Consider the following 20,278-nt stretch of genomic DNA (forward strand, 5'->3'; position numbering starts at 1 on the left):
TCACCTGCGGTTTCTTGTCCGGTACAGGCATCGCGGCGGGCCCGGCGGCGCGTCCCGCATGTGGCAAAGGTCTCGATTCGACCACGGATGCCGGGGGCGGCCGCGTCACCTTCGCCCGGCCCACGGCACAGGGCCGCCCCCGGCACCGAAGTGACGGGGGCGGCCCTGTGATTCAGCCGGTCCGGTACGACGTCAGTCGTTCCCGTTGCCCGGGGCCGGCGTCGTCTTCTGGATCTGGAGCAGGAACTCCGCGTTGGACTGGGTCTTCTTCATCCGGTCCAGGAGGAGCTCGATCGCCTGCTGCTGGTCGAGCGCGTGCAGCACCCGGCGCAGCTTCCAGACGATCGCCAACTCCTCGCTGCCCAGGAGGATTTCCTCCTTGCGGGTGCTGGACGCGTCGACGTCCACCGCCGGGAAGATGCGCTTGTCCGAGAGCTTCCGGTCGAGCTTGAGCTCCATGTTGCCGGTGCCCTTGAACTCCTCGAAGATCACCTCGTCCATGCGCGAGCCGGTCTCGACGAGCGCGGTGGCCAGGATGGTCAGCGAACCGCCGTCCTCGATGTTGCGCGCGGCACCGAAGAAGCGCTTCGGCGGGTACAGCGCGGTCGAGTCGACACCACCGGACAGGATGCGGCCGGAGGCGGGGGCCGCGAGGTTGTACGCACGGCCGAGGCGGGTGATGGAGTCCAGCAGGACGACCACGTCGTGACCCAGCTCGACGAGACGCTTGGCGCGCTCGATGGCCAGCTCGGCGACGGTGGTGTGGTCCTCGGCGGGACGGTCGAAGGTCGAGGAGATGACCTCGCCCTTCACCGACCGCTGCATGTCGGTGACCTCTTCCGGACGCTCGTCGACCAGGACGACCATCAGGTGGCACTCGGGGCTGTTGACGGTGATCGCGTTGGCGATCGCCTGCAGGATCATGGTCTTGCCGGTCTTCGGCGGGGCCACGATCAGCCCTCGCTGGCCCTTGCCGATGGGAGCGACCAGGTCGATGATCCGCGTCGTCAGGACGTTGGAGTCGGTCTCCAGACGGAGCCGGTCCTGCGGGTAGAGCGGGGTCAGCTTCTGGAACTCCGGGCGGCCGCGGCCGGTTTCGGGCGCCATGCCGTTCACCGAGTCGAGGCGGACCAGGGCGTTGAACTTCTCCCGGCGCTCGCCGTCCTTGGGCTGGCGCACCGCACCGGTGACGTGGTCACCCTTGCGCAGGCCGTTCTTGCGGACCTGGGCGAGCGAGACGTACACGTCGTTCGGGCCCGGCAGGTAGCCGGAGGTCCGGATGAACGCGTAGTTGTCGAGGATGTCCAGGATGCCCGCGACGGGGATCAGGACGTCGTCGTCGGAGACCGGGACCTCGCTGGCGAAGTCCTCGCGGCCACGACGGCCACGGCGGTCGCGGTAGCGGCCCCGGCGGCCGCGACGGCCGCCCTCGTCGTCGAAACCGTCGTCCTGCGGGCCGCCGCCCTGCTGCTGGCCCTGGCGCTGCTGACGCTGGCCGCCCTGCTGGCCCTGGCCACCGCCCTGCTCGTCGCCCTTGCCCCTGCGATCGCGCTGACGGTCGCGGCGCTCCCCGCGCTCGCCGCGCTCCTGGCGGTCACCGCGCTGGCCGCGGTCCTGGCGGTCGCCGCGGCGGCCCTCGGCCGTGTCGGCGGCGGCCTCGGCCTTGGCCTCGGCGCGGTCGTCGCCCTTGGGCTCGGCCTGCGTCTCCGCCTTGGCCTCGGCGGACTTGCCCTCCGCCTTGCTCTCCGGGCTGCCCGCCTGCGCGGTCGCACGGCGCCGACGGCGCTCGCCCGCGGGCTGGTCGTCGCTGGCCGGCTGGCCGGGGATGTCGATCTGCTGCTGGGCCGCGGCCTTCTCGGCGGGCGCGGCGGCCGCCGCCTCGTCCCCGGTACGCGTCTTGGACGTGGCGCGGCGCTTCGGCTTGGTCTCGGACGCCGCGGCGGGCGCGGCGGCCTTGGGCGCGGCGGAGCTACCGGCCTGCGCCTCCTTGATGACCTCGATCAGCTGGCCCTTGCGCATCCGCGCAGTGCCCTTGATGCCGAGGCCGGACGCGACCTGCTGCAGCTCGGCCAGGACCATGCCGTCAAGGCCGGTGCCGGAGCGGCGGCGCCGTGCGGTGGTGCCAGTGGCAGCACCTTCGGCGGGCGCGGCGCTGTCGACGCTCTTGTCGGCAGTCACGCCCATCAGATCGGTGGTGTCGCTCACGAAGGGTCCTTCCCTGGAGCGGACGTCGGCCTTCTGGCTCGGCGACCGGTTGTGCTGTCCGACTGCGGTCTTTTTCTTGCGGACCGTGCCGGGGCGGTGGTCCGCCGGGTACGGCGGAGAGATGGAGGTGTGCAAGGGCCCGGCGCGAGCATCCCCCTGCTCGGCCCACTCCTGGACGAGCGAGGGGTGTCGTGCCGGTTCCGGAGCGTGCACGAAACTGCTCAGGCAGGCTGCTCAGGCAGTTGGGGAGGCTCCCGGAAGAATTGGTGGTCCCGGAAAGGGACACGAAGCAACGCGCCACATAGACGTCGGTTGCAGACTTGAGGTTAACACTACCGGCTCCAACAAACATTCCCCCTCTCACTCACCGGCAATCACTTCTCGGCTACGGGGCGAGCGGCAGCACACTCGCGCCCGGGGCGTCGAGAGCGAGGCGATTGGCCGCCCACCCCTCGCCCGCCAGCTGTGCGACCTTGTCGGCCGCACCGTCCTCGGCCAGTGCGAGCACGGTCGGCCCGGCACCGGAGATGACCGCGGGGACGCCGTCCGCGCGCAGTCGGTTGACGAGTTCCACGCTCTCCGGCATCGCCGGGGCGCGGTACTCCTGGTGCAGCCGGTCCTCGGTGGCGGTGAGCAGCAGCTCGGGGTGCCTGGTCAGCGCCTCGACGAGCAGTGCGGCACGGCCGGCGTTGAAGGCTGCGTCGACGTGCGGGACCGAGCGCGGGAGCAGTCCGCGGGCGGTTTCGGTGAGCACCGGCTTGCCGGGTACGAAAACCACCGGAACGATGGATTCTGCGGGATCCATCCTGATCGCGCGCGCCGATCCGCCGTCCATCCATGCCAGCGTGAAGCCGCCGAGCAGGCAGGCCGCGACGTTGTCGGGATGGCCCTCGATCTCGGTGGCGAGCTCCAGCAGGGCCGCGTCGTCGAGCCGGACGTCCCCGCCGGTCGTCACGGCGCGGGCGGCGACGATGCCGGCGCAGATGGCGGCGGAGGAGGAGCCGAGGCCGCGCCCGTGCGGGATGCGGTTGGCACAGACGATCTCCAGGCCCCGGGGCTGACCGCCGAGCAGGTCGAAGGCCGTGTGCAGGGAGCGTACGAGGAGGTGGCTCTCGTCGCGGGGCAGCGTGTCGGCGCCCTCACCCGCGATGTCGATGTGCAGTCCGGCGTCGGCGACGCGGACGACGACGTCGTCGTACAGCCCCAGCGACAGGCCGAAGGCGTCGAAACCCGGGCCCAGGTTGGCGCTGGTCGCGGGGACGCGCACCCGGACTGCGGCGGCTCGGAAGGCGGGACCGGCCATCGGTTGGACGACTCTCCTTGTGTGGCAGCGGGGGGGTGGTGAAGCGTTTTCTCCGTGGTGGCGGGAGGTCGTGGTGACGGGGAGTGGGATTCCGGGGAACCGACGGCCACAACGGCCCATGCACCGCGGCAGATGCGGCGGGGCAGGTTGAGTACAGCTTATCGAAGGAAGGTTCTGTGGCGACATAGGGCGCACAGGAGGCGCACGATGCGTGTCGCACGCCTCCTCTGCGCTCTCCGCCCCGAAAAGAGGCGGTTGAGCTGGGTTCTTCCCCGGCCCGTCGGGCATGACCGACGGGCCGGGGCGGGCCCTAGACCAGGCCCAGCTTCTCGGCGGCGGTGGCCGCGTCGACCGGGACCGTGACCGGCTGCGGGGCGCCCGCGACGGCCCAGTCGGGGTCCTTGAGGCCGTTTCCGGTGACCGTGCAGACGATCTTCTGGCCGGGGTCGACCTTGCCCTCTTCGGCGGCCTTCAGCAGACCGGCGACCGAGGCGGCCGAGGCGGGCTCGACGAAGACGCCCTCCTGGGAGGCCAACAGCCGGTAGGCGGCCAGGATCTGGCGGTCCGTCACCTCATCGATGAAACCGCCCGATTCGTCCCGGGCGTCCAGTGCGTACTGCCAGGAGGCCGGGTTGCCGATCCGGATCGCGGTGGCGATGGTCGACGGGTCCTTGACGATCTCGCCGCGCACGATGGGCGCGGAGCCGGAGGCCTGGAAGCCCCACATGCGCGGGGTGTGCGTGGAGACCGCGTCCCCCGCGTACTCCTTGTAACCCTTCCAGTACGCGGTGATGTTGCCCGCGTTGCCGACCGGGAGGACGTGGATGTCCGGGGCGTCGCCGAGCGCGTCGACGATCTCGAACGCGGCGGTCTTCTGGCCTTCGATACGGACCGGGTTGACCGAATTGACCAGTGCCACCGGGTAGTTGTCCGAGAGCGAGCGGGCCAGCGTCAGACAGTCGTCGAAGTTGCCGTCGACCTGGAGGATCCTGGCGCCGTGCACCAGCGCCTGACCCATCTTGCCGAGCGCGATCTTGCCCTGCGGCACGAGGACGGCACAGACCATGCCCGCCCGCACCGCGTACGCGGCGGCGGAGGCGGAGGTGTTGCCGGTGGAGGCGCAGATGACGGCCTTCGCACCCTCCTCCTTGGCCCGGGTGATGGCCATCGTCATGCCGCGGTCCTTGAAGGAACCGGTGGGGTTGGCGCCCTCGACCTTGAGGTGCACCTCGCAGCCCGTGCGCTCGGAGAGAACCTGAGCGGGGACGAGCGGCGTACCGCCCTCACGAAGCGTGACGACCGGCGTCGTGCTCGTGACCGGAAGGCGGTCCCGGTACTCCTCGATGATGCCGCGCCACTGGTGGGTGCCCTTGCTTGTCATGGGTCCTTACTCCCCTTCAACACGCATGATGCTGGCGACACCGCGCACGGTGTCGAGCTTGCGCAGCGCCTCGACGGTCGCCGAGAGGGCGGCGTCGGACGCGCGGTGGGTGACGACCACGAGCGACGCCTCGCCGCCCGCCCGTCGCCCGCCGCCACCCTGCTCGGTGGCGACTTCGTCGCCGCTGCCTGGATTCCTGCCCTGCTGGCGGACCGTATCGATCGATACGCCCTTTTCGGCGAAGACCGTCGCGACCTGGGCGAGCACGCCAGGCTTGTCGGCCACGTCGAGACTGATGTGGTACCGCGTGACCACGTCGCCCATGGGGCTGACCGGCAGACGCGTGTACGCGGACTCACCGGGGCCGGTGGCCTCGTTGAGCTTGTTGCGGCAGACCGCGACCAGGTCGCCTAGGACCGCGGACGCGGTCGGCGAGCCACCGGCGCCGGGGCCGTAGAACATGAGCTGCCCGGCCGCCTCCGCCTCGACGAAGACCGCGTTGTACGCCTCGCGGACGGAGGCCAGCGGGTGGCTCAGCGGGATCATCGCGGGGTGGACGCGGGCGGTGACCGACTGCCCGTCGGCGGCGCGCTCGCAGATGGCGAGGAGCTTGACGGTGCAGCCCATGCGGCGGGCGGAGGCGATGTCGGCGGCGGTGACCTCGGTGATGCCCTCGCGGTGCACGTCGCCGATCCTCACCCGGGTGTGGAAGGCGATGCCGGCGAGGATCGCGGCCTTGGCGGCGGCGTCGAAGCCCTCGACGTCGGCGGTCGGGTCGGCCTCGGCGTATCCGAGCGCGGTGGCCTCGTCGAGCGCCTCGGAGTACCCGGCTCCGCTGGTGTCCATCTTGTCGAGGATGAAGTTGGTCGTGCCGTTCACGATGCCGAGGACCCGGTTGACCTTGTCACCGGCGAGCGACTCGCGCAGCGGCCGTACGAGCGGGATGGCACCGGCCACCGCGGCCTCGTAGTAGAGGTCCCGGCCGTGCTGCTCCGCGGCGGCGTGCAGCACGGCGCCGTCCTCGGCCAGCAGCGCCTTGTTGGCGGAGACGACGCTCGCACCGTGCTCGAAGGCGGTGGTGATGAGCGTGCGGGCGGGCTCGATGCCCCCGATGACCTCGATGACGACGTCGATGTCGCCCCGTTTGACCAGGGCCGTCGCATCGGTGGTGATCAGCGCGGGGTCGATGCCCTCGCGCACCTTGGAGGGCCGGCGCACGGCGACACCGGCGAGCTCGACCGGCGCACCGATGCGCGCGGCGAGGTCGTCGGCGTGCGTCGTCATGATGCGCGCCACCTCTGAGCCGACCACTCCACAGCCCAGCAGCGCCACCTTCAGCGGACGCGTACGCATCATCCGACCTCGTTTCCTTTACATCTGATGTGTGGACCAGTCTCACTCACCGGACGGGAGTTTCTGTCACTCGTCCGGATCCTGAGACATCTATTTCATCAGCCGACATCGAGACGCAGGAGATCTTCCTCCGTCTCGCGCCTGACGATGACACGCGCCTGCCCGTCGCGCACGGCGACGACCGGCGGACGCAGGGCGTGGTTGTAGTTGCTCGCCATGGAACGGCAGTACGCGCCGGTGGCGGGCACGGCGATCAGGTCGCCGGGGGCGAGGTCGGACGGCAGGAACGCGTCCTTGACCACGATGTCGCCGCTCTCGCAGTGCTTGCCGACGACCCGGGCGAGCATCGGCTCGGCGTCGGAGGTGCGCGAGGCGAGCACGACGGTGTACTCGGCGTCGTACAGCGCGGTGCGGATGTTGTCCGACATGCCGCCGTCGACGCTGACGTACGTACGCAGCCCCTCCAGGGGCTTGATGGTGCCGACCTCGTACAGCGTGAAGGCGGTCGGGCCGACGATGGCGCGCCCCGGCTCGACGGAGATCCTCGGGGTGGCGAGCCCGGCCGCCTCGCACTCGCGGGTCACGATGTCGCCGAGCGCCTTGGCGATCTCGTGCGGCTCGCGCGGGTCGTCCTCGGAGGTGTAGGCGATGCCGAGCCCGCCGCCGAGGTCGATCTCGGGCAGTTCCACCCCGTGCTCGTCGCGCACCTCGGCGAGCAGCTGCACCACGCGGCGGGCGGAGACCTCGAAGCCGGCCATGTCGAAGATCTGCGAGCCGATGTGCGAGTGGATGCCGATGAGCTCCAGGCCGTCGAGGGTGAGCGCCCGGCGCACCGCCTCGGCGGCCTGTCCCCCGGCCAGTGCGATCCCGAACTTCTGGTCCTCGTGCGCGGTGGCGATGAACTCGTGGGTGTGCGCCTCGACGCCGACGGTCACCCGGATCTGCACGCGCTGGCGCTTGCCGAGCCGCTGCGCGATGTGCGCGACCCGGGCGATCTCCTGGAAGGAGTCGAGCACGATGCGGCCGACTCCGGCGGTGACCGCCCGCTCGATCTCGGCGACGGTCTTGTTGTTGCCGTGGAAGGCGATGCGCTCGGCGGGCATCCCGGCGTCCAGGGCGGTGGTCAGCTCACCGCCGGAGCAGACGTCGAGGTTGAGCCCCTCCTCCTGGAGCCAGCGCACGACGGCGCGCGACAGGAAGGCCTTTCCGGCGTAGAACACGTCGGCGCCCGGTCCGAAGGCGTCGGCCCAGGCGCGGCAGCGGGCCCGGAAGTCGCTCTCGTCGAGGAAGTAGGCGGGGGTACCGAACTCCTCGGCCAGCCGCGTCACCCCGATCCCGCCGACGGTGATCGCACCGTCCTCGTCGCGGGTGACGGTACGGGCCCAGACCTTCTCGTCCAGGGCGTTGAGGTCGGCGGGCGGGGCGGTGTAGTGCCCCTCCGTCATGACATCGGCGTGACGGGGCCCGGCGGGGTGTGCGGATCGGCTCATGGTCTTGCTCTCTCGGATCTCTCAGAGGACTTCGGGTGCGCTGATGCCGAGCAGGGACAGGCCGCCCGCAAGCACCGTCCCGGCGGCTTCGGCAAGAGCCAGCCGGGAGCGGTGGGCGGCCGAGGGTTTCTCGTCACCGGCGGGGAGCGGCGAAGCGCTGTCGTGGAGGTCGAAGAAGGCCAGTGCGAGGGCTTCCAGCTGCCGGGCGACCCGGTCCGGCTCGCGGTGCCGGGCGGCGGCGGCGAGCACTCCGGGGTGATCGGCGAGCAACGCGCCGAGCGCGGGAGCGTCCACGCTCTCCTCGTACGCCGCACCGAAGCCGAGCTGCCGGGCGTTGCGCCCCAGCGCGCGGATCCGGGCGTGTGCGTACCGCACCCGGAACAGCGGATTGCCCTCCTGCTGCACGAGGAGTTCGCCGCTGCCCGTGCCGCGGGGCCGGTCGTGCGGGGCGGAGCGCAGCAGGGCCCAGCGGGCGGCGTCGTTCCCGAGCCGCTCGAAGAGGTCACGGTCGGCGGCCGGCACCGGCATCACGTGCAGCGCCTCCCCGCCCGCCGTCCGCTCCCCGACCTCGGCACCCTGGGTCCGGAGCAGTCGCTCGACGGTCCCGGTGACGACGCGGGCGCGGAGCTCCTCGACGGGCGCGAACGAGACCGCCGCTCCGGCGAGGGCGTCGCCGTGTCCGTACGCCGTGCCCTGCGTGGCGACGGCCCGCACCAGCCGGTCGAGGCCGCGTGCCCCGTCCCGCAGCGTGAAGTTCAGGAATCCCGGCCCGGTGACCTCGACGTGCCCGATGCCCGGCGCGTCCAGCATCCGTGCCCGGAGGATCTCCGCCACGTCCCTGGCAGGCAGCGCGGCGGGCCGGGCCAGCTGGAGGGCGACGGCGCAGGCGTACTCCCCGCGCCCGCCGGGGCGCGTCCGCTCCACCCGCACGCGCGCGGGCACGGGCGCGCGCAGGGCGTCCTCGTCGACCGCGCGGCGCACGGCGTGCAGCACGGTCCTGGAGAGATCGGCGGGGGTCACAGGACAAGCGTAGGGGAGGAAGGGGGGCACCCCGCGACCCGGTTTCGCCATGCGGTCACCCCGCGGCACGCTCCGCCGTCCCGGCACCCTGCCTGCCGTCGAGCGACGGCGGGTCGTCCCGCTCCATCAACTGCTGTACGAGCCGCACCAGCTCGGCCGGCTCGAAGGGCTTCGCGAGGAAGGCGTCGACCCCTGCGGCGACCCCGCCGTCCATCTCGTACGCCGTGCAGGCGCTGATGATCGCCACGGGCAGATGTCTGGTCCGCGGATCGGAGCGCAGTCTGGCCGCGGTCTGCAGACCGTCCAGCCTGGGCATGACGACATCGAGCGTGATCACATCGGGGCGGACCCGATGCACCAGATCCAGACACTCGACACCATCGGCCGCGGTCACGACCTCGAAGCCCTCAAGCTCCAGGTTGACCCTGATCAAATGCCGGATGACCTTGTTGTCGTCGACAACAAGCACGCGGCCACACGCGCCTGACACACTCCGAGAGTAGGGGCGACTCCGTGGCTGCGTCCGGGTTTTACCCACTTCCGCCCCCGGACGGGTGGCGCGAGGGGTGGCCGGATGCATCCGAAACGCACCGCACGCCCCCTCCGACCGGACCGCGCAGCCTCCCCGGCCGACCCGGAAATACCTGTTCACGGACACCCTGCGGAAGCTGGTAGTGTTTCACCCGTCGCCGAGCAACACAGCGATACGCCCTCGTAGCTCAGGGGATAGAGCATCGGCCTCCGGAGCCGTGTGCGCAGGTTCGAATCCTGCCGAGGGCACTTCTGACAGACCCTCCGAACAGCGGAAACGCTGATCGGAGGGTCTGTTTCGTTGCGTGCGCGGGCACTGCCCGCCCGCACCCTTCCCGCACCCTTCCCGCACCGTGACCGATCCGGGCGGACAAGGGGTGACCCCCGCCCTTCCGGGGGTGCCGACATGAGCGTTCCGAACAAGCGGGCGCCCCGCCCCCACACCACGGGCATCGCCCGCGAATGCGACCCGTTCGCGCACGAATTCGGGCTCGGATCCACGCCCGTCCGACCATCGAACCGGGGCCCGGCCTCACCCCCCCCGGACATGAACTTAGGTTACCCTAAGTGAAGATGCGGGGATTGTTTCCGATTCCTCTGGAGGCGGTGTGACCAGGCGCTTCTCTCTCACGTCCGCGCGCGGGTACGCGGATCTCGCGCGGCAGTACCGGGAGTTCTACGCGGCGATCGGCACCTGCCGCGGCGGTGGCGTGAAGGGGGCCCGGGTGTACGACCTGCGGCCGGAGACCGGGATCGGGAGCGTCACCGTCCACGAGCTGCTCCACGGGGTCACGCTCACGTTGTACGACCTGACGTTCCACGACGAGCTGATCCTCGACTTCGATCTCGCCGGCGACTACTTCGAGCTGGAGTACTGCGTCGACGGGCTGATGCACCTGGAGGAGCGTGCGACCGGAGCCACGGTCTTCGGGGCGAACGAACTGTCGATATCGCACTCGCGGGCCTCGGCGGGACGTCTCGTCCGGCCGGCCGGGCAGCACTACCGGGGGGTGTCGATCGCGGCCCGCCGGGAAGCGACCGGTGTCTTCTTCGGGAGCCTGGGGACGGCGGCCTGGGAGGAGAGCGTCGAGGGGATGCCTGCCGCGCTGCGCGACGCGCACTATCTCGGCCGGCAGGCCCCGCCCGAACTCGCGGCCGCTTTCGCCGACTTGTACACATGTGCGCTGCCGGCCCGGTTCCGCGCACTGTATCTGGAATCGAAGGTCATGGAGATCCTCGCCCGGATCGTCGCGGGCACCGAGTCCCCGCGCGGACCGGTCCGGCCGCCCATGGCGGAGTACGAGATCGAGCGGATCCGGAAGGTCCCGGAGCTGCTGATGGAGAACCTCCACGAACAGCACACCGGGGAGTCGCTCGCGCGAGCGCTGGGGATGACTCCCAAGCGGCTGAACGAAGGGTTCAAGCAGCTCTACGGCGACACGGTCTTCCACCACCATCGCAACGCCTGTCTGCGCCGGGCCTCGCTGCTGCTCGTCGAGACCGATCTCAGCATCGCCGCCGTCGCGCTCAGGAGCGGCTACTCCAGTCCCAGCAACTTCTGTCACGCGTTCAAGAAGCGGTACGGGCGGACGCCCCGGCAGTACCGGGCGGGGCGGGCGGTGGCCGGTCTCCGGGAGGCCGTTTCCTGATCCCGCGGTGCCGCGAAGTGCTGAACGGGCGTCCTCTCCGGGGGCGTCCGCTCCGGGGGCCCGATCCGGGGGCGCCCGCTCCACATTTCCCGGTCGCGCTCTCCGTACACGTTCCGCCGCGTCCCTTCCGAGGATGGCCGGGTGGCCGACGCCACGCCTTCCCCGAAAGGACATCGTGAACGCCTCCCCGCCCCGGATCCCGATACGCGTCCGCGCGGCTCTCGCCGCCGGTTCGGCTCTCCTGCTCGCCGGCTGTGCGAGCGCCGCACGACCCGCTGCCGTGCCCGGTGGCGACGACGCCTCCGGGCGGGGCCGCTACCCGGTCACCGTGGACGTCATGGACGACACCGGCAAGAAGGTGAAGCAGACCGTCGGGACCGAACCGAAACGTGTCGTCGTGATCGGGCAGTCCCTGGCCGAGCTGATGATCGAGTTCGGGCTCGCCGACCGGATCGTGGGCGTCGGCTACCTCGACAACTCGTACTCGAAGTACGCGGACCGGATCGCGAAGCTCCCGAAGATCTCCGACCAGCTCCCCTCCAGGGAGGCGGTCCTCGCCCTGCGGCCCGATCTCGTCCTCACCATGTCGTTCGCACTGAAGCCGGACAAGATCGGCGGGATCCCGTTCTGGAACGAGCGGGGAGTGCAGGTGCTTCCGGCCGTGAACTACACCGCGGGCCGCGATCTGGACAGCTACTACGAGGACGTCCGGCACGTGGGCGAGGTCTTCGGCAGGACGGAGCGGACCGAGGCCTACACCCGGGACCAGAAGAGCCGGATCGCGGCGATCGGGCGGCGGGCGGAGAAGGCCACCGACTCCCCCGAGGTTCTTCTGGTCGCCGGCGGCGGGCGCGACACCTACGACTACTACGCGCCGTCCCTGGGCCTGGTGGACGAGATGGTGAACGGCGCCGGCGGGACGTACATGGAACTGACCGACGACAGTTACGCGCAGCTCTCGCTCGAATCGATCGTCGCGGCCGACCCGGACAAGATCATCGTGACCGAGTTCCAGAAGTCGGACGGCGCGAAGTCGCGCGACCGGCTGCTGCGCGACCCGCGTCTGAGGAATGTCACCGCGATCCGGAACGGCGATGTGATGACCGCCGACTACACGACCGCGATCCGGGGCTCGCTCGCGCTCGCGGACCTGTGCGAGGACGTCGCGGAGTTCGTCCACCCCGACCTCTTCCCGGCCTCATGAGCCAGGACGTGACCGCGTCGGAGCGGAAGGAACGGCCGGGCGAACGGCGGACGACGCGGGCAGGCCGTGGCGGAAGGGCATGGCGGCCGGCGCCGTCCGTCCTGGTGGCCGCCCTCCTGCTTCTGCTGGCCGGCTCGGTCGTCGTGTCGGTCTCGATCGGTCAGGTCGACGTCCCGGTGCGTGAGTCCGCGCGCGTCCTGCTCGACGGGCTGACCGGGATCGGCGGTCACGGTGACCCCGTGTTCGTGGACGTGATCTGGAACATCCGCCTCCCACGGGTCCTGCTGGCCGCGGTCGTCGGTGCCGGGCTCGCGCTGTGCGGCACGGTCATGCAGGCGACCCTGCAGAACCCGCTCGCCGATCCCTTCGTCCTCGGCATCTCCTCCGGTGCCTCCCTCGGCGCCGCGTTCGCGATCCTGGCCGGGTTCGGGGCGGCCGGGACCGCGGGGGCCGTCGCCGGACTCGGTGTGCCGTTCTGGGCGTTCGTCGGGGCACTGGCCGCCGCCGCCCTGGTACTGGGGGTGGGCAGCGCGGGGTCGCGTACGTCGCCGGTCAAGCTGATCCTCGCCGGTACCGCGGTCAACTCCCTGTGCGGCGCGGCCTCCAGTGCCCTGGTGTACTTCGCCGACAGCGCCGAGGGGGTCCGCTCGGTCACGTTCTGGAGCATGGGCAGTCTTGCCTCCGCGGAGTGGGCCACGCTGCCCGCCGTGAGCACCGTGGTGCTGACCGCCACGGCCTTCTTCCTCTTCCGGAGCAGGGTCCTGAACGCCTTGCTCATGGGCGACGAGGCCGCGGTCACCCTGGGCATCGACCCGGGGCTGCACCGGCGGATCCATCTGGTGCTGGCCGCCGTGGTCACCGGGATGCTGGTCGCCACCTGCGGAATCATCGGCTTTGCCGGCCTGATCGTCCCGCATGTGGTCCGCAGTGCGATCGGGCCGGACCATCGCGGGCTGCTCCCCGTCGCGGTCCTGTCCGGCGCGCTCTTCCTGATCTGGGCGGATGTGGCCGCACGCGTCGCGGTCCCGAACGCCGAGCTGCCGATCGGCATCGTGACGTCCGTTCTCGGCGCCCCTCTCTTCCTGCACATGCTGATCCGTAAGGAGTACGGGTTCGGTGACAAGTAACCCTGTCGCGCGGGCACATGACGGTGCGCCGGACCGTTGCGGGCTGAGCGCGGAGCACATCTCGGTCACGCTCGGCGGCGCACGGGTCGTGCGCGACCTGAGCCTGAAGGTGGCCGACGGCCGGTTCGTCGGTGTCGTCGGGCCGAACGGGTGCGGCAAATCCACGTTCCTCAAGAGCATCTACAAGGTCGTCGCCCCCGACTCCGGGACGGCGGTGCTCGACGGACTGGACCTTCTCGCGAGCCGCCCCGGTGCGGTCTTCACCCGGCTCGCGGTGGTCGCCCAGTTCAACGACCTGAGCTTCGACTTCACGGTGGCGGAGATGGTCGCGATGGGGCGCACCCCGCACAAGCGGATGCTGGAGACGACCGGCGAACGGGACCGGGAGATCGTCCGGCGGGCGCTGCGCCGGGTGCACATGGCCGAGTACGCGCGACGGAGCTTCCGGACCCTGTCCGGCGGCGAGCGCCAGCGGGTGGTGCTCGCGCGGGCACTCGCCCAGGAACCGGCCTTCCTCATCCTCGACGAACCCACCAACCACCTGGACATCAAGCACCAGTTGGAGATCTTCTCGATCGTCAAGGAGCTCGGCATCGGGGTACTCGCCGCGCTGCACGACCTGCCGATGGCGGCGAGCTACTGCGACGAGTTGTACGTGCTCAAGGAAGGTGCCGTGGTGACCCACGGGCCGCCGGACGAGGTGCTCACGCGAGATCTCATCCACGAGGTGTACGAGGTCGAGTGCGAGACCTACCGGAACCCGGTGACGGGCCGGCTCGCCATCGCCTACCTCGATGAGCACAACCGCTGCCTGGACGCGTACGACCCGCCGGCCCGAAGGAGCTGAACCGTGGGACTGCGTCGCTTCGCTCCCCTGGTCGCCGCCTGCACGGCCACCTTCCTGCTGCTCGCGTACGCCACGGTAGTGACCGTGGCCATTCCGGCGATCGCCGCTGATCTGCACACCGGTTTCGCGGCGTTGCAGTGGGTCGTGGACCTCTACACGCTCGCGCTCGCGGCGCTCCTCGTCGTCTGCGGCGCGGTGGGCGATGTGATCGGCCGGCGCAGGGTCTTCCTGGCCGGATTCGTTCTCTTCACGCTGTCCTCGCCGGCCTGCGGGCTGGCACCCGGTGTGCGGGAGCTCATCGTGTTCCGGGGTGCGCAGGGGGTCGGCGGGGCCGCCATGTTCGCGACCACGCTGCCGCTGATCAGGGTGTCGTACCGCGGCCGGGAACAGCATCGGGCCTTCGCCGTCTGGGGCGCGGTGGCCGGGCCGGCCGCCGCCGTCGGCAATGTCTGCGGCGGACTGCTCGCCGAGGCCCTGGGCCGGCGCTGGATCTTTCTGCTCGCCGTGCCGGTGGGGGCGGCCGGGCTGTTGCTCGCCTTCGTGTTCCTGCCGCGTGATCCGGAGCGCGGGGCCGGGCGGATGGACGTACCGGGGTCGGTCCTGCTGAGTGCGGCCATCGCCGCCCTGGTCGTCGGCTCGCTCCTCTTCGGCGAGCACGGGGCGGGGGCGGGTCCGGGGGTCGCCGCACTCGTGACGGCTGTGGCCGTGCTCGCCTTCGTCGCGTGCGAACGCCGTACGCCGGAGCCCGTCATCGATCCGGCGCTGTTCCGCCGCCCCGGGTTCCTGGCCGTGGTCACGGTGGCGTTCGGTTACTACTTCGCCGCGTTCGGACCGCTGACGGTGCTGTCGTCGTGGTTCCAGGACGGTGCGGGCCTGGACGCGGTCGACACCTTGCTGCTGCTGGCCCTCCAGCCCGCGGTCTTCTTCGTCGTCTCCGCCACGTGCGGGGCGGTGCTCCAGCGCGTACGGCTGTGGATACCGCTGGGCGTCGGCACCGCGCTCTGCGCCGCGGGGTGTGCGGGCTTCGCGCTGCTGGGTGTCTCCTACGGGCCGGCGGCACTCGTGCCGTCGCTGCTGCTGACCGGGGCCGGTGCGGGCATGGTGTCGCCGGTGCTCCCGTCCGCGGCCATGCGGGACGCCGACCCGTCCCGCGCGGGCACGGCCGCGGCCGTGGCCAACACCGCCCGCCAGGTGGGTCTCGCGCTGGGCACCGCGGTGTGCGGCGGGCTGCTCATCGGCCTCTCCGCCCCCGGACGGCGGGAGTACACGACGGCGGTCGGCGAGGTCGGTGCCGTCGCGGCACTGGTCGCGCTCGCCGCGGCGGTCGCGGCGGTCGTCCTGCTGCGGCGGGCGGACGAGCGCCCCCGGACCGGCTCCCGGCCGGGCGTCACCGGGCCGTAGGCCGACGGCCGCCGGCCCAGGGACGCCCGGCCGGACGGGCTACGCCCTCGCGTCGTCCGGACCGTACCGGCTACGCCCCCGCGTCGTCGTCAGGGCCGTCGGAGCCGATCTGTTCCGCCCGCAGCGCGAGGTCCTGGAGCACATCGGCGGAGGTCACATCCGTCTGCCCTGAGTCGTGCACCTGGGCCAGCATCGCGAAGGCCAGGGTGAACGCGCCGACCAGTTGCTCCACCGCGCCGCCGACCTCCCGGCCGACGAGCGTCGCGACCTCCTCGATCGAGGCGTCCTCGGGGACGGAGATCCGGGGCATCGTCTCGTTGAGGAGTACGGTCACCACGCTCGGATCGGTCTCCAGATCTTCGCGGTCGACATTCTCTTCGAGCAGCCGACGGATCTCGCCCGCCTCCGTGAGGATGCCCACCACCCGCTTCACCACTTCGCTCTGCTCCATCCGGCGAGCATAGGCGCGGAGCGGTGCGGGAGGTGATCAATCGGAGTTTCCCGCTCACCCGCGCTGCCCGGCCGGGTCCTGTTCATCCGGCCGCATCCGGCATTCGTCGCGGCTGCGGACGCCAGTCCTCGATCACGCCCCGCACGAGCTGCTGAAGCCTCTCCTTCCCCTCCGTGCCGAATGCGTCCCGCAGACTCGCACCGTCGCCAAGACCACTGCCTCCGAACGGCCCTCCCCCTCGTCCCGTCCGCGACGGAAAACGCCCCGCCGGATTCGTGATCGGGTTGGGGCGGAGGTGCGTGGCAGGCGTTCGTGAGGGAGTTCGGGCAGTCCCCGCCCTCTCGGGCACGGGGGCGATTCGGCCTCGCTACGCCCCGGATTGACACTGTTCGGAGCGTCGTGGATGGTGATTCGGCCGGGTTCGATTCGAGGCCCGGATTGCTCAAACGTTGGGGGGCCGACGTGAGTTGGGACGATCAGAGTTCTAGTGGCGGGGCCGGATCCGCCTCACCGCCGCCGGGGTCCGGTCCGCCGCCCGGCTTCGCTCCGCCTCCACCGCCGCCACCCGCGCGACCGCCCGTGGTCGGGCCCCCGCCGCCCGGGGGCGGGCTGCGGTCCGTGGCCGTGGCGTTGCTCAATCTGAGCGGGTTCGGACTCGGTTACGCGCTGATGCGGTGCTGGGTGCGGGCGGCGTTGTGCTGGGGCGCGACCGGAGCGCTGGTGTGGGCCCTGTTGCCGGCCGAGCCCGAGGGGGCCGCCGGCGGGGTGGTCGTCGCGTATCTCGTCGCGCTGGTCCTGGCGGCCGCGGACGGGGCGCGGGTCGCACGGCGCCGGGCGGTCGGCGGGTCGTGGCGGCCGGTGGTGGCGGCGGGGGCCGGTCTGGTGCTGCTGGCGGTGCCCGCCGGGGGTGTGGTGGGCTACGGCTCCGCGCAGGACGAGGCCGTGGAGCGGATGCTGCTCGACCGGCTGGACAGCGGCGACCGGAGCGTCGAGGCCGTTTCCGGCAAGTCCTTCGCCGAGGCGCGGGGCGGCTACGAAGCGGCGCTCGCCGTCTACCGGGATCTCGGGGAGAAGCATTCCGGGTCGAGGGCGGGGAAGCTCGTGCCGCAGCGGCTCGACGCGTACTACAAGGCGGTGTCGGCACCGTACCGTCAGAAGAAGCTCTGCGAGGCCATCGAGCCGCTGGCCTACCTGCGGACCCTGCCCCGGGAGATCGACGGGAAGCTGCTGGGCGATCTCGCCGGCTACCCCGACGGTCCGCTCGCCGCCTCGCTGTACGCGTGCGGGGTGTCGAAGCTGGGTGCCGTGCCGACCGGTGGCAAGGACGGCGACGAGCTGGGCGAGCTGCTGCGTACGTTCCCCGGCTCGGCCGAGGCCGGGAAGGTGGGGCCCGCGGTCTCCGGGAAGATCTCGGAGCAGAACCGGGCCGTGCGCGGAAGCGACCCCTGCGCCGCCAGGGACACACTGCAGCGGCTGCGTACGACCGCCCTCGCGCTGCCGGACAAGTCCGTCTCGGCGCTGGCCCCGAAGACCGACGGCGGTATCCGGAACGGCGCGTACGCCTGCGGTGTCGCCCAGTTCAAGGCCAAGAAGTTCGGCCAGGCACAGCAGACGCTGACGGAGTTCGCCGCGTCGTACAAGAAGGACAGGCGCGGGGCGCGGGCCCGGGACATCGCCATCGCCGCCGAGATCGCCGGCACCCGGGCGGCAGCCGGCAAGCACCTGCCGCCCTCGGGCAGTCCCGGCGGGACCCGGATGGAGCTGGTCATCAGCAACGACGCCCCGGACGGGGTCGAGATCCTGTACACCGGGCCGGTCACCGGGAAGGCCGACATCAAGGGGTGCGGCAGCTGCGAGACGCACTCCGGGCTGACCGCCTCCCTCTCGGCCTGCAAGGTCAAGGGGAAGAACTATCCGCACGTGACGCTCCGGCTGCCGGCGGGCGAGTACCACTTCCTGTACAAGCACCGGGGCGGCTCGTCCCGGACGACTGTCAGCAGTTACGCGGACGGGTCGAGGATCCAGCCCGGGTACCGCTACACCAGCTGTACGTACGTGTCCACTTCGCCCTCGTTCGGGATCGGTCCGTCGGACTCGCTCACACACACCTGAGGGTTCAGCAAGAGACGGCGGAGGTCACGCGGGCCGGCAGGGGCAATTGCACAGAAAGCATGCGAACTCCCCTGCCGACTCGTGCACTTGGTCGATTCTTGGTCATCGCATGCCCCTTACATGAGGTGTTCCTCGCCAGAGTGGCGCATTACATGTGCACATCATCCGGCGCATGTAATCCACACGCGTAGACCCACATCGCAGGGGGTTGTATGAGAACCAGCCGCGCGAGAAGTCGTGCCGCCCTGAGCATGGCAGCGACACTGCCACTGCTGGCCGGCGCGCTCGCCCTCGGGATACCGAACGCCAGCGCCGACTCCGCGCCGAGCGGGCGGGACGCACTGCAGGGCACCAAACCCGCCTGGGCGACCGCCGCGGCGGACCGGGGGGCCACGTCCGACAGCGGCAGGGTCAGCGTCCGGGTCCACCTGGCCGGGCGGGACGCGAAGGGGCTGGCCGCCTATGCCGCGGCCGTCTCCGACCCGCAGTCCGCCTCGTACGGGAAGTATCTGAGCGCCGCTCAGGCGCAGGCGCGGTTCGGGGCGACCCAGCAGCAGATCGACCAGGTCAGCACGTGGCTGAAGTCGAACGGGCTGACCGTCACCGGCACCAACCGGCACTACGTCTCGGCCACCGGTGAGGTCGCCGCCGCCGAGAAGGCGTTCGGCACCCAGCTGCGCAACTACCGCAAGGGCGACCGGACCTACCGCGCCCCGGCCTCCACCGCCTCCGTCCCCGCCGCCCTGAGCGACGCCGTCCTCGCCGTCTCCGGCCTGGACAACGCGCCGCACAAGTCGAGCCACGACGAGACGCTGCCGCCGCCGGACGCGGTGTTCCGCAACTCCGGCCCCTTCTCCTCGTACTACGGCTCGAAGACCTCGTCGACGCTGCCGAACGCCTACGGGACGCAGGCGCCGTACGCGGTCAAGGGGTACACCGGCAAGCAGCTGCGCGCCGCCTACGGTGCGGGAAGCTGGACCGGGAAGGGCGTCACCGTCGCGATCACCGACGCGTACGCCTCGCCGACCATCGCGAAGGACGCCGCCGAGTACGCCAGGCGCAACGGCGACGCGCCCTACCGCCGCGGTCAGCTCACCCAGGTGCTGCCGGACGACTACACGAGGACCGAGGAGTGCGGGGCCTCCGGCTGGTACGGCGAGGAGACCCTCGACGTGGAGGCCGTGCACGCGGTCGCCCCCGCGGCCGACATCGTGTACGTGGGCGGCGCCTCCTGCTACGACGCCGATCTGCTGGACTCGCTGAACAAGGTCGTCGACCACCGGCTCGCCGACATCGTCTCCAACTCCTGGGGCGACGTCGAGGCCAATGAGACGCCGGACATCGCGGCCGCGTACGACCAGATCTTCAAGATGGGCGCGATCGAGGGCATCGGCTTCTACTTCTCCTCCGGCGACGACGGCGACAACGTCGCCTCGACCGGCACGAAGCAGATCGACGTACCGTCCAACTCCGCCTGGGTGACCTCCGTCGGCGGCACCGCGCTGGCGGTCGGCAAGAACGACAAGTACCAGTGGGAGACCGGCTGGGGAACGCTCAAGTCGAGCCTCTCCGAGGACGGGAAGAGCTGGGACGGCTTCCCGGGCGCGTACACCTCCGGCGCGGGCGGCGGCACCAGCTCGTCCGTGAAGCAGCCGTTCTACCAGCGCGGTGTCGTGCCCGACTCGCTCGCGCGGGCCAACGGAAAGCAGCGGATGCGCACGGCCCCGGACATCGCGGCCGTCGCCGACCCGAACACCGGCTTCCTGGTCGGCCAGACCCAGACGCTGCCCGACGGCTCGCTCGGTTACGACGAGTACCGCATCGGCGGTACGTCGCTGGCCGCGCCGGTCATCGCCGGTGTCCAGGCGCTCGCGCAGCAGGCCCGGCACGGGCTGCCGATCGGCTTCGCCAACCCGGCGATCTACGCCCGGTACGGCTCGAAGGCGTACCACGACGTCACCGACCACCCGCTGGGCCCGAACCGCGATCTCGCGGTGGTCCGGGTCGACTACGCCAACGGCGTGGACGGGGCGGACGGCCTGCTGACGTCGCTGCGCAGCCTCGGCAAGGACGCCTCGCTCAAGGCGGTCAAGGGGTACGACGACGTGACGGGTGTCGGGACTCCGGCGGCCGGTTACGTGAACTCGTACCGCTTCCCGTTCCGCAGGCACTGAGCCACCGGTCCGGTGCCGACGGCCGTCCCG

15 protein-coding genes and 1 tRNA gene are annotated in these 20,278 nt (G+C 71.2%); 8 read left to right on the forward strand and 8 right to left on the reverse strand.

All coding sequences use genetic code 11. The annotated features are described in order from the left end of the window. Nucleotides 1-192 precede the first annotated feature (192 nt). From rho to AB0D53_RS00650, 7 genes are all read right to left on the reverse strand, one after another. Complete coding sequence (gene rho / locus AB0D53_RS00620; protein ID WP_362437887.1) at nt 193-2,205, reverse strand: transcription termination factor Rho; 2,013 nt, start codon at nt 2,203-2,205, stop codon at nt 193-195. Nucleotides 2,206-2,590: 385 nt separating this feature from the next. Next, entirely contained in the window at nt 2,591-3,508 is a 918-nt protein-coding gene (gene thrB / locus AB0D53_RS00625; RefSeq protein ID WP_362437890.1) for a homoserine kinase, read from the reverse strand. 310 nt (nt 3,509-3,818) lie between these two features. After that, a complete protein-coding gene (gene thrC, locus AB0D53_RS00630) occupies nt 3,819-4,889 on the reverse strand; it encodes a threonine synthase (RefSeq protein ID WP_362437893.1) in 1,071 nt (356 codons plus the stop codon). A gap of 6 nt (nt 4,890-4,895) precedes the next feature. After that, complete coding sequence (locus AB0D53_RS00635; RefSeq protein WP_362437896.1) at nt 4,896-6,245, reverse strand: homoserine dehydrogenase; 1,350 nt, start codon at nt 6,243-6,245, stop codon at nt 4,896-4,898. A gap of 95 nt (nt 6,246-6,340) precedes the next feature. Beyond that, on the reverse strand, nt 6,341-7,732 hold the full coding sequence (gene lysA / locus AB0D53_RS00640; protein WP_362437899.1) for a diaminopimelate decarboxylase: 1,392 nt from the start codon (nt 7,730-7,732) through the stop codon (nt 6,341-6,343). A gap of 21 nt (nt 7,733-7,753) precedes the next feature. Further along, a complete protein-coding gene (gene nrtL / locus AB0D53_RS00645; RefSeq protein WP_362437902.1) occupies nt 7,754-8,752 on the reverse strand; it encodes an ArgS-related anticodon-binding protein NrtL in 999 nt (332 codons plus the stop codon). 55 nt (nt 8,753-8,807) lie between these two features. Beyond that, a complete protein-coding gene (locus tag AB0D53_RS00650; RefSeq protein WP_362437905.1) occupies nt 8,808-9,221 on the reverse strand; it encodes a response regulator in 414 nt (137 codons plus the stop codon). A 239-nt stretch (nt 9,222-9,460) separates the two neighbouring features. Here AB0D53_RS00650 and AB0D53_RS00655 point away from each other — a divergent pair. From AB0D53_RS00655 to AB0D53_RS00680, 6 genes are all read left to right on the forward strand, one after another. Further along, nucleotides 9,461-9,532, forward strand: a tRNA-Arg gene (locus AB0D53_RS00655). A 359-nt stretch (nt 9,533-9,891) separates the two neighbouring features. Continuing rightward, nucleotides 9,892-10,932, forward strand: coding sequence for an AraC family transcriptional regulator (locus tag AB0D53_RS00660; RefSeq protein ID WP_362437908.1), 1,041 nt, complete (start codon nt 9,892-9,894; stop codon nt 10,930-10,932). Nucleotides 10,933-11,107: 175 nt separating this feature from the next. Then, nucleotides 11,108-12,136 carry an ABC transporter substrate-binding protein gene (locus AB0D53_RS00665; RefSeq protein ID WP_362437911.1) on the forward strand — a complete coding sequence of 343 codons (1,029 nt, stop codon included), beginning with the start codon at nt 11,108-11,110 and terminating at the stop codon, nt 12,134-12,136. Beyond that, a complete protein-coding gene (locus tag AB0D53_RS00670) occupies nt 12,133-13,263 on the forward strand; it encodes an iron ABC transporter permease (protein WP_362437914.1) in 1,131 nt (376 codons plus the stop codon). The genes AB0D53_RS00665 and AB0D53_RS00670 overlap by 4 nt, the downstream gene beginning before the upstream one ends. After that, nucleotides 13,253-14,110, forward strand: coding sequence for an ABC transporter ATP-binding protein (locus AB0D53_RS00675; RefSeq protein ID WP_362437917.1), 858 nt, complete (start codon nt 13,253-13,255; stop codon nt 14,108-14,110). Before AB0D53_RS00670 ends, AB0D53_RS00675 begins: the two co-directional genes overlap by 11 nt. 3 nt (nt 14,111-14,113) lie before the next feature. Continuing rightward, nucleotides 14,114-15,511, forward strand: coding sequence for an MFS transporter (locus AB0D53_RS00680; protein WP_362437920.1), 1,398 nt, complete (start codon nt 14,114-14,116; stop codon nt 15,509-15,511). Between the two features lie 70 nt (nt 15,512-15,581). On the opposite strand, the gene AB0D53_RS00685 is transcribed toward AB0D53_RS00680, so the two are convergent. Further along, nucleotides 15,582-15,962: a hypothetical protein gene (locus tag AB0D53_RS00685; RefSeq protein ID WP_362437923.1), complete on the reverse strand. Its 381-nt coding sequence runs from the start codon at nt 15,960-15,962 to the stop codon at nt 15,582-15,584. A 624-nt stretch (nt 15,963-16,586) separates the two neighbouring features. Between AB0D53_RS00685 and AB0D53_RS00690 the strand changes: the two genes are divergently transcribed. Together AB0D53_RS00690 and AB0D53_RS00695 are read left to right on the forward strand one after the other, a co-directional pair. After that, nucleotides 16,587-18,074 carry a hypothetical protein gene (locus AB0D53_RS00690; protein WP_362437926.1) on the forward strand — a complete coding sequence of 496 codons (1,488 nt, stop codon included), beginning with the start codon at nt 16,587-16,589 and terminating at the stop codon, nt 18,072-18,074. 212 nt (nt 18,075-18,286) lie between these two features. Next, nucleotides 18,287-20,248, forward strand: coding sequence for a S53 family peptidase (locus AB0D53_RS00695; RefSeq protein WP_362437929.1), 1,962 nt, complete (start codon nt 18,287-18,289; stop codon nt 20,246-20,248). The last annotated feature ends 30 nt before the right edge of the window (nt 20,249-20,278 follow it).

It is taken from the genome of Streptomyces sp. NPDC048295, assembly GCF_040652135.1.
Lineage (GTDB): Bacteria > Actinomycetota > Actinomycetes > Streptomycetales > Streptomycetaceae > Streptomyces.

Excerpts from the sequence above, each read along its gene's own strand:
- thrB (WP_362437890.1), bottom strand. The coding sequence starts at position 3,508 with ATGGCCGGTCCCGCCTTCCGAGCCGCCGCAGTCCGGGTGCGCGTCCCC.
- thrC (WP_362437893.1), bottom strand. The coding sequence starts at position 4,889 with ATGACAAGCAAGGGCACCCACCAGTGGCGCGGCATCATCGAGGAGTAC.
- AB0D53_RS00695 (WP_362437929.1), top strand. The coding sequence starts at position 18,287 with ATGAGAACCAGCCGCGCGAGAAGTCGTGCCGCCCTGAGCATGGCAGCG.
- AB0D53_RS00685 (WP_362437923.1), bottom strand. The coding sequence starts at position 15,962 with ATGGAGCAGAGCGAAGTGGTGAAGCGGGTGGTGGGCATCCTCACGGAG.
- AB0D53_RS00635 (WP_362437896.1), bottom strand. The coding sequence starts at position 6,245 with ATGATGCGTACGCGTCCGCTGAAGGTGGCGCTGCTGGGCTGTGGAGTG.
- lysA (WP_362437899.1), bottom strand. The coding sequence starts at position 7,732 with ATGAGCCGATCCGCACACCCCGCCGGGCCCCGTCACGCCGATGTCATG.
- AB0D53_RS00670 (WP_362437914.1), top strand. The coding sequence starts at position 12,133 with ATGAGCCAGGACGTGACCGCGTCGGAGCGGAAGGAACGGCCGGGCGAA.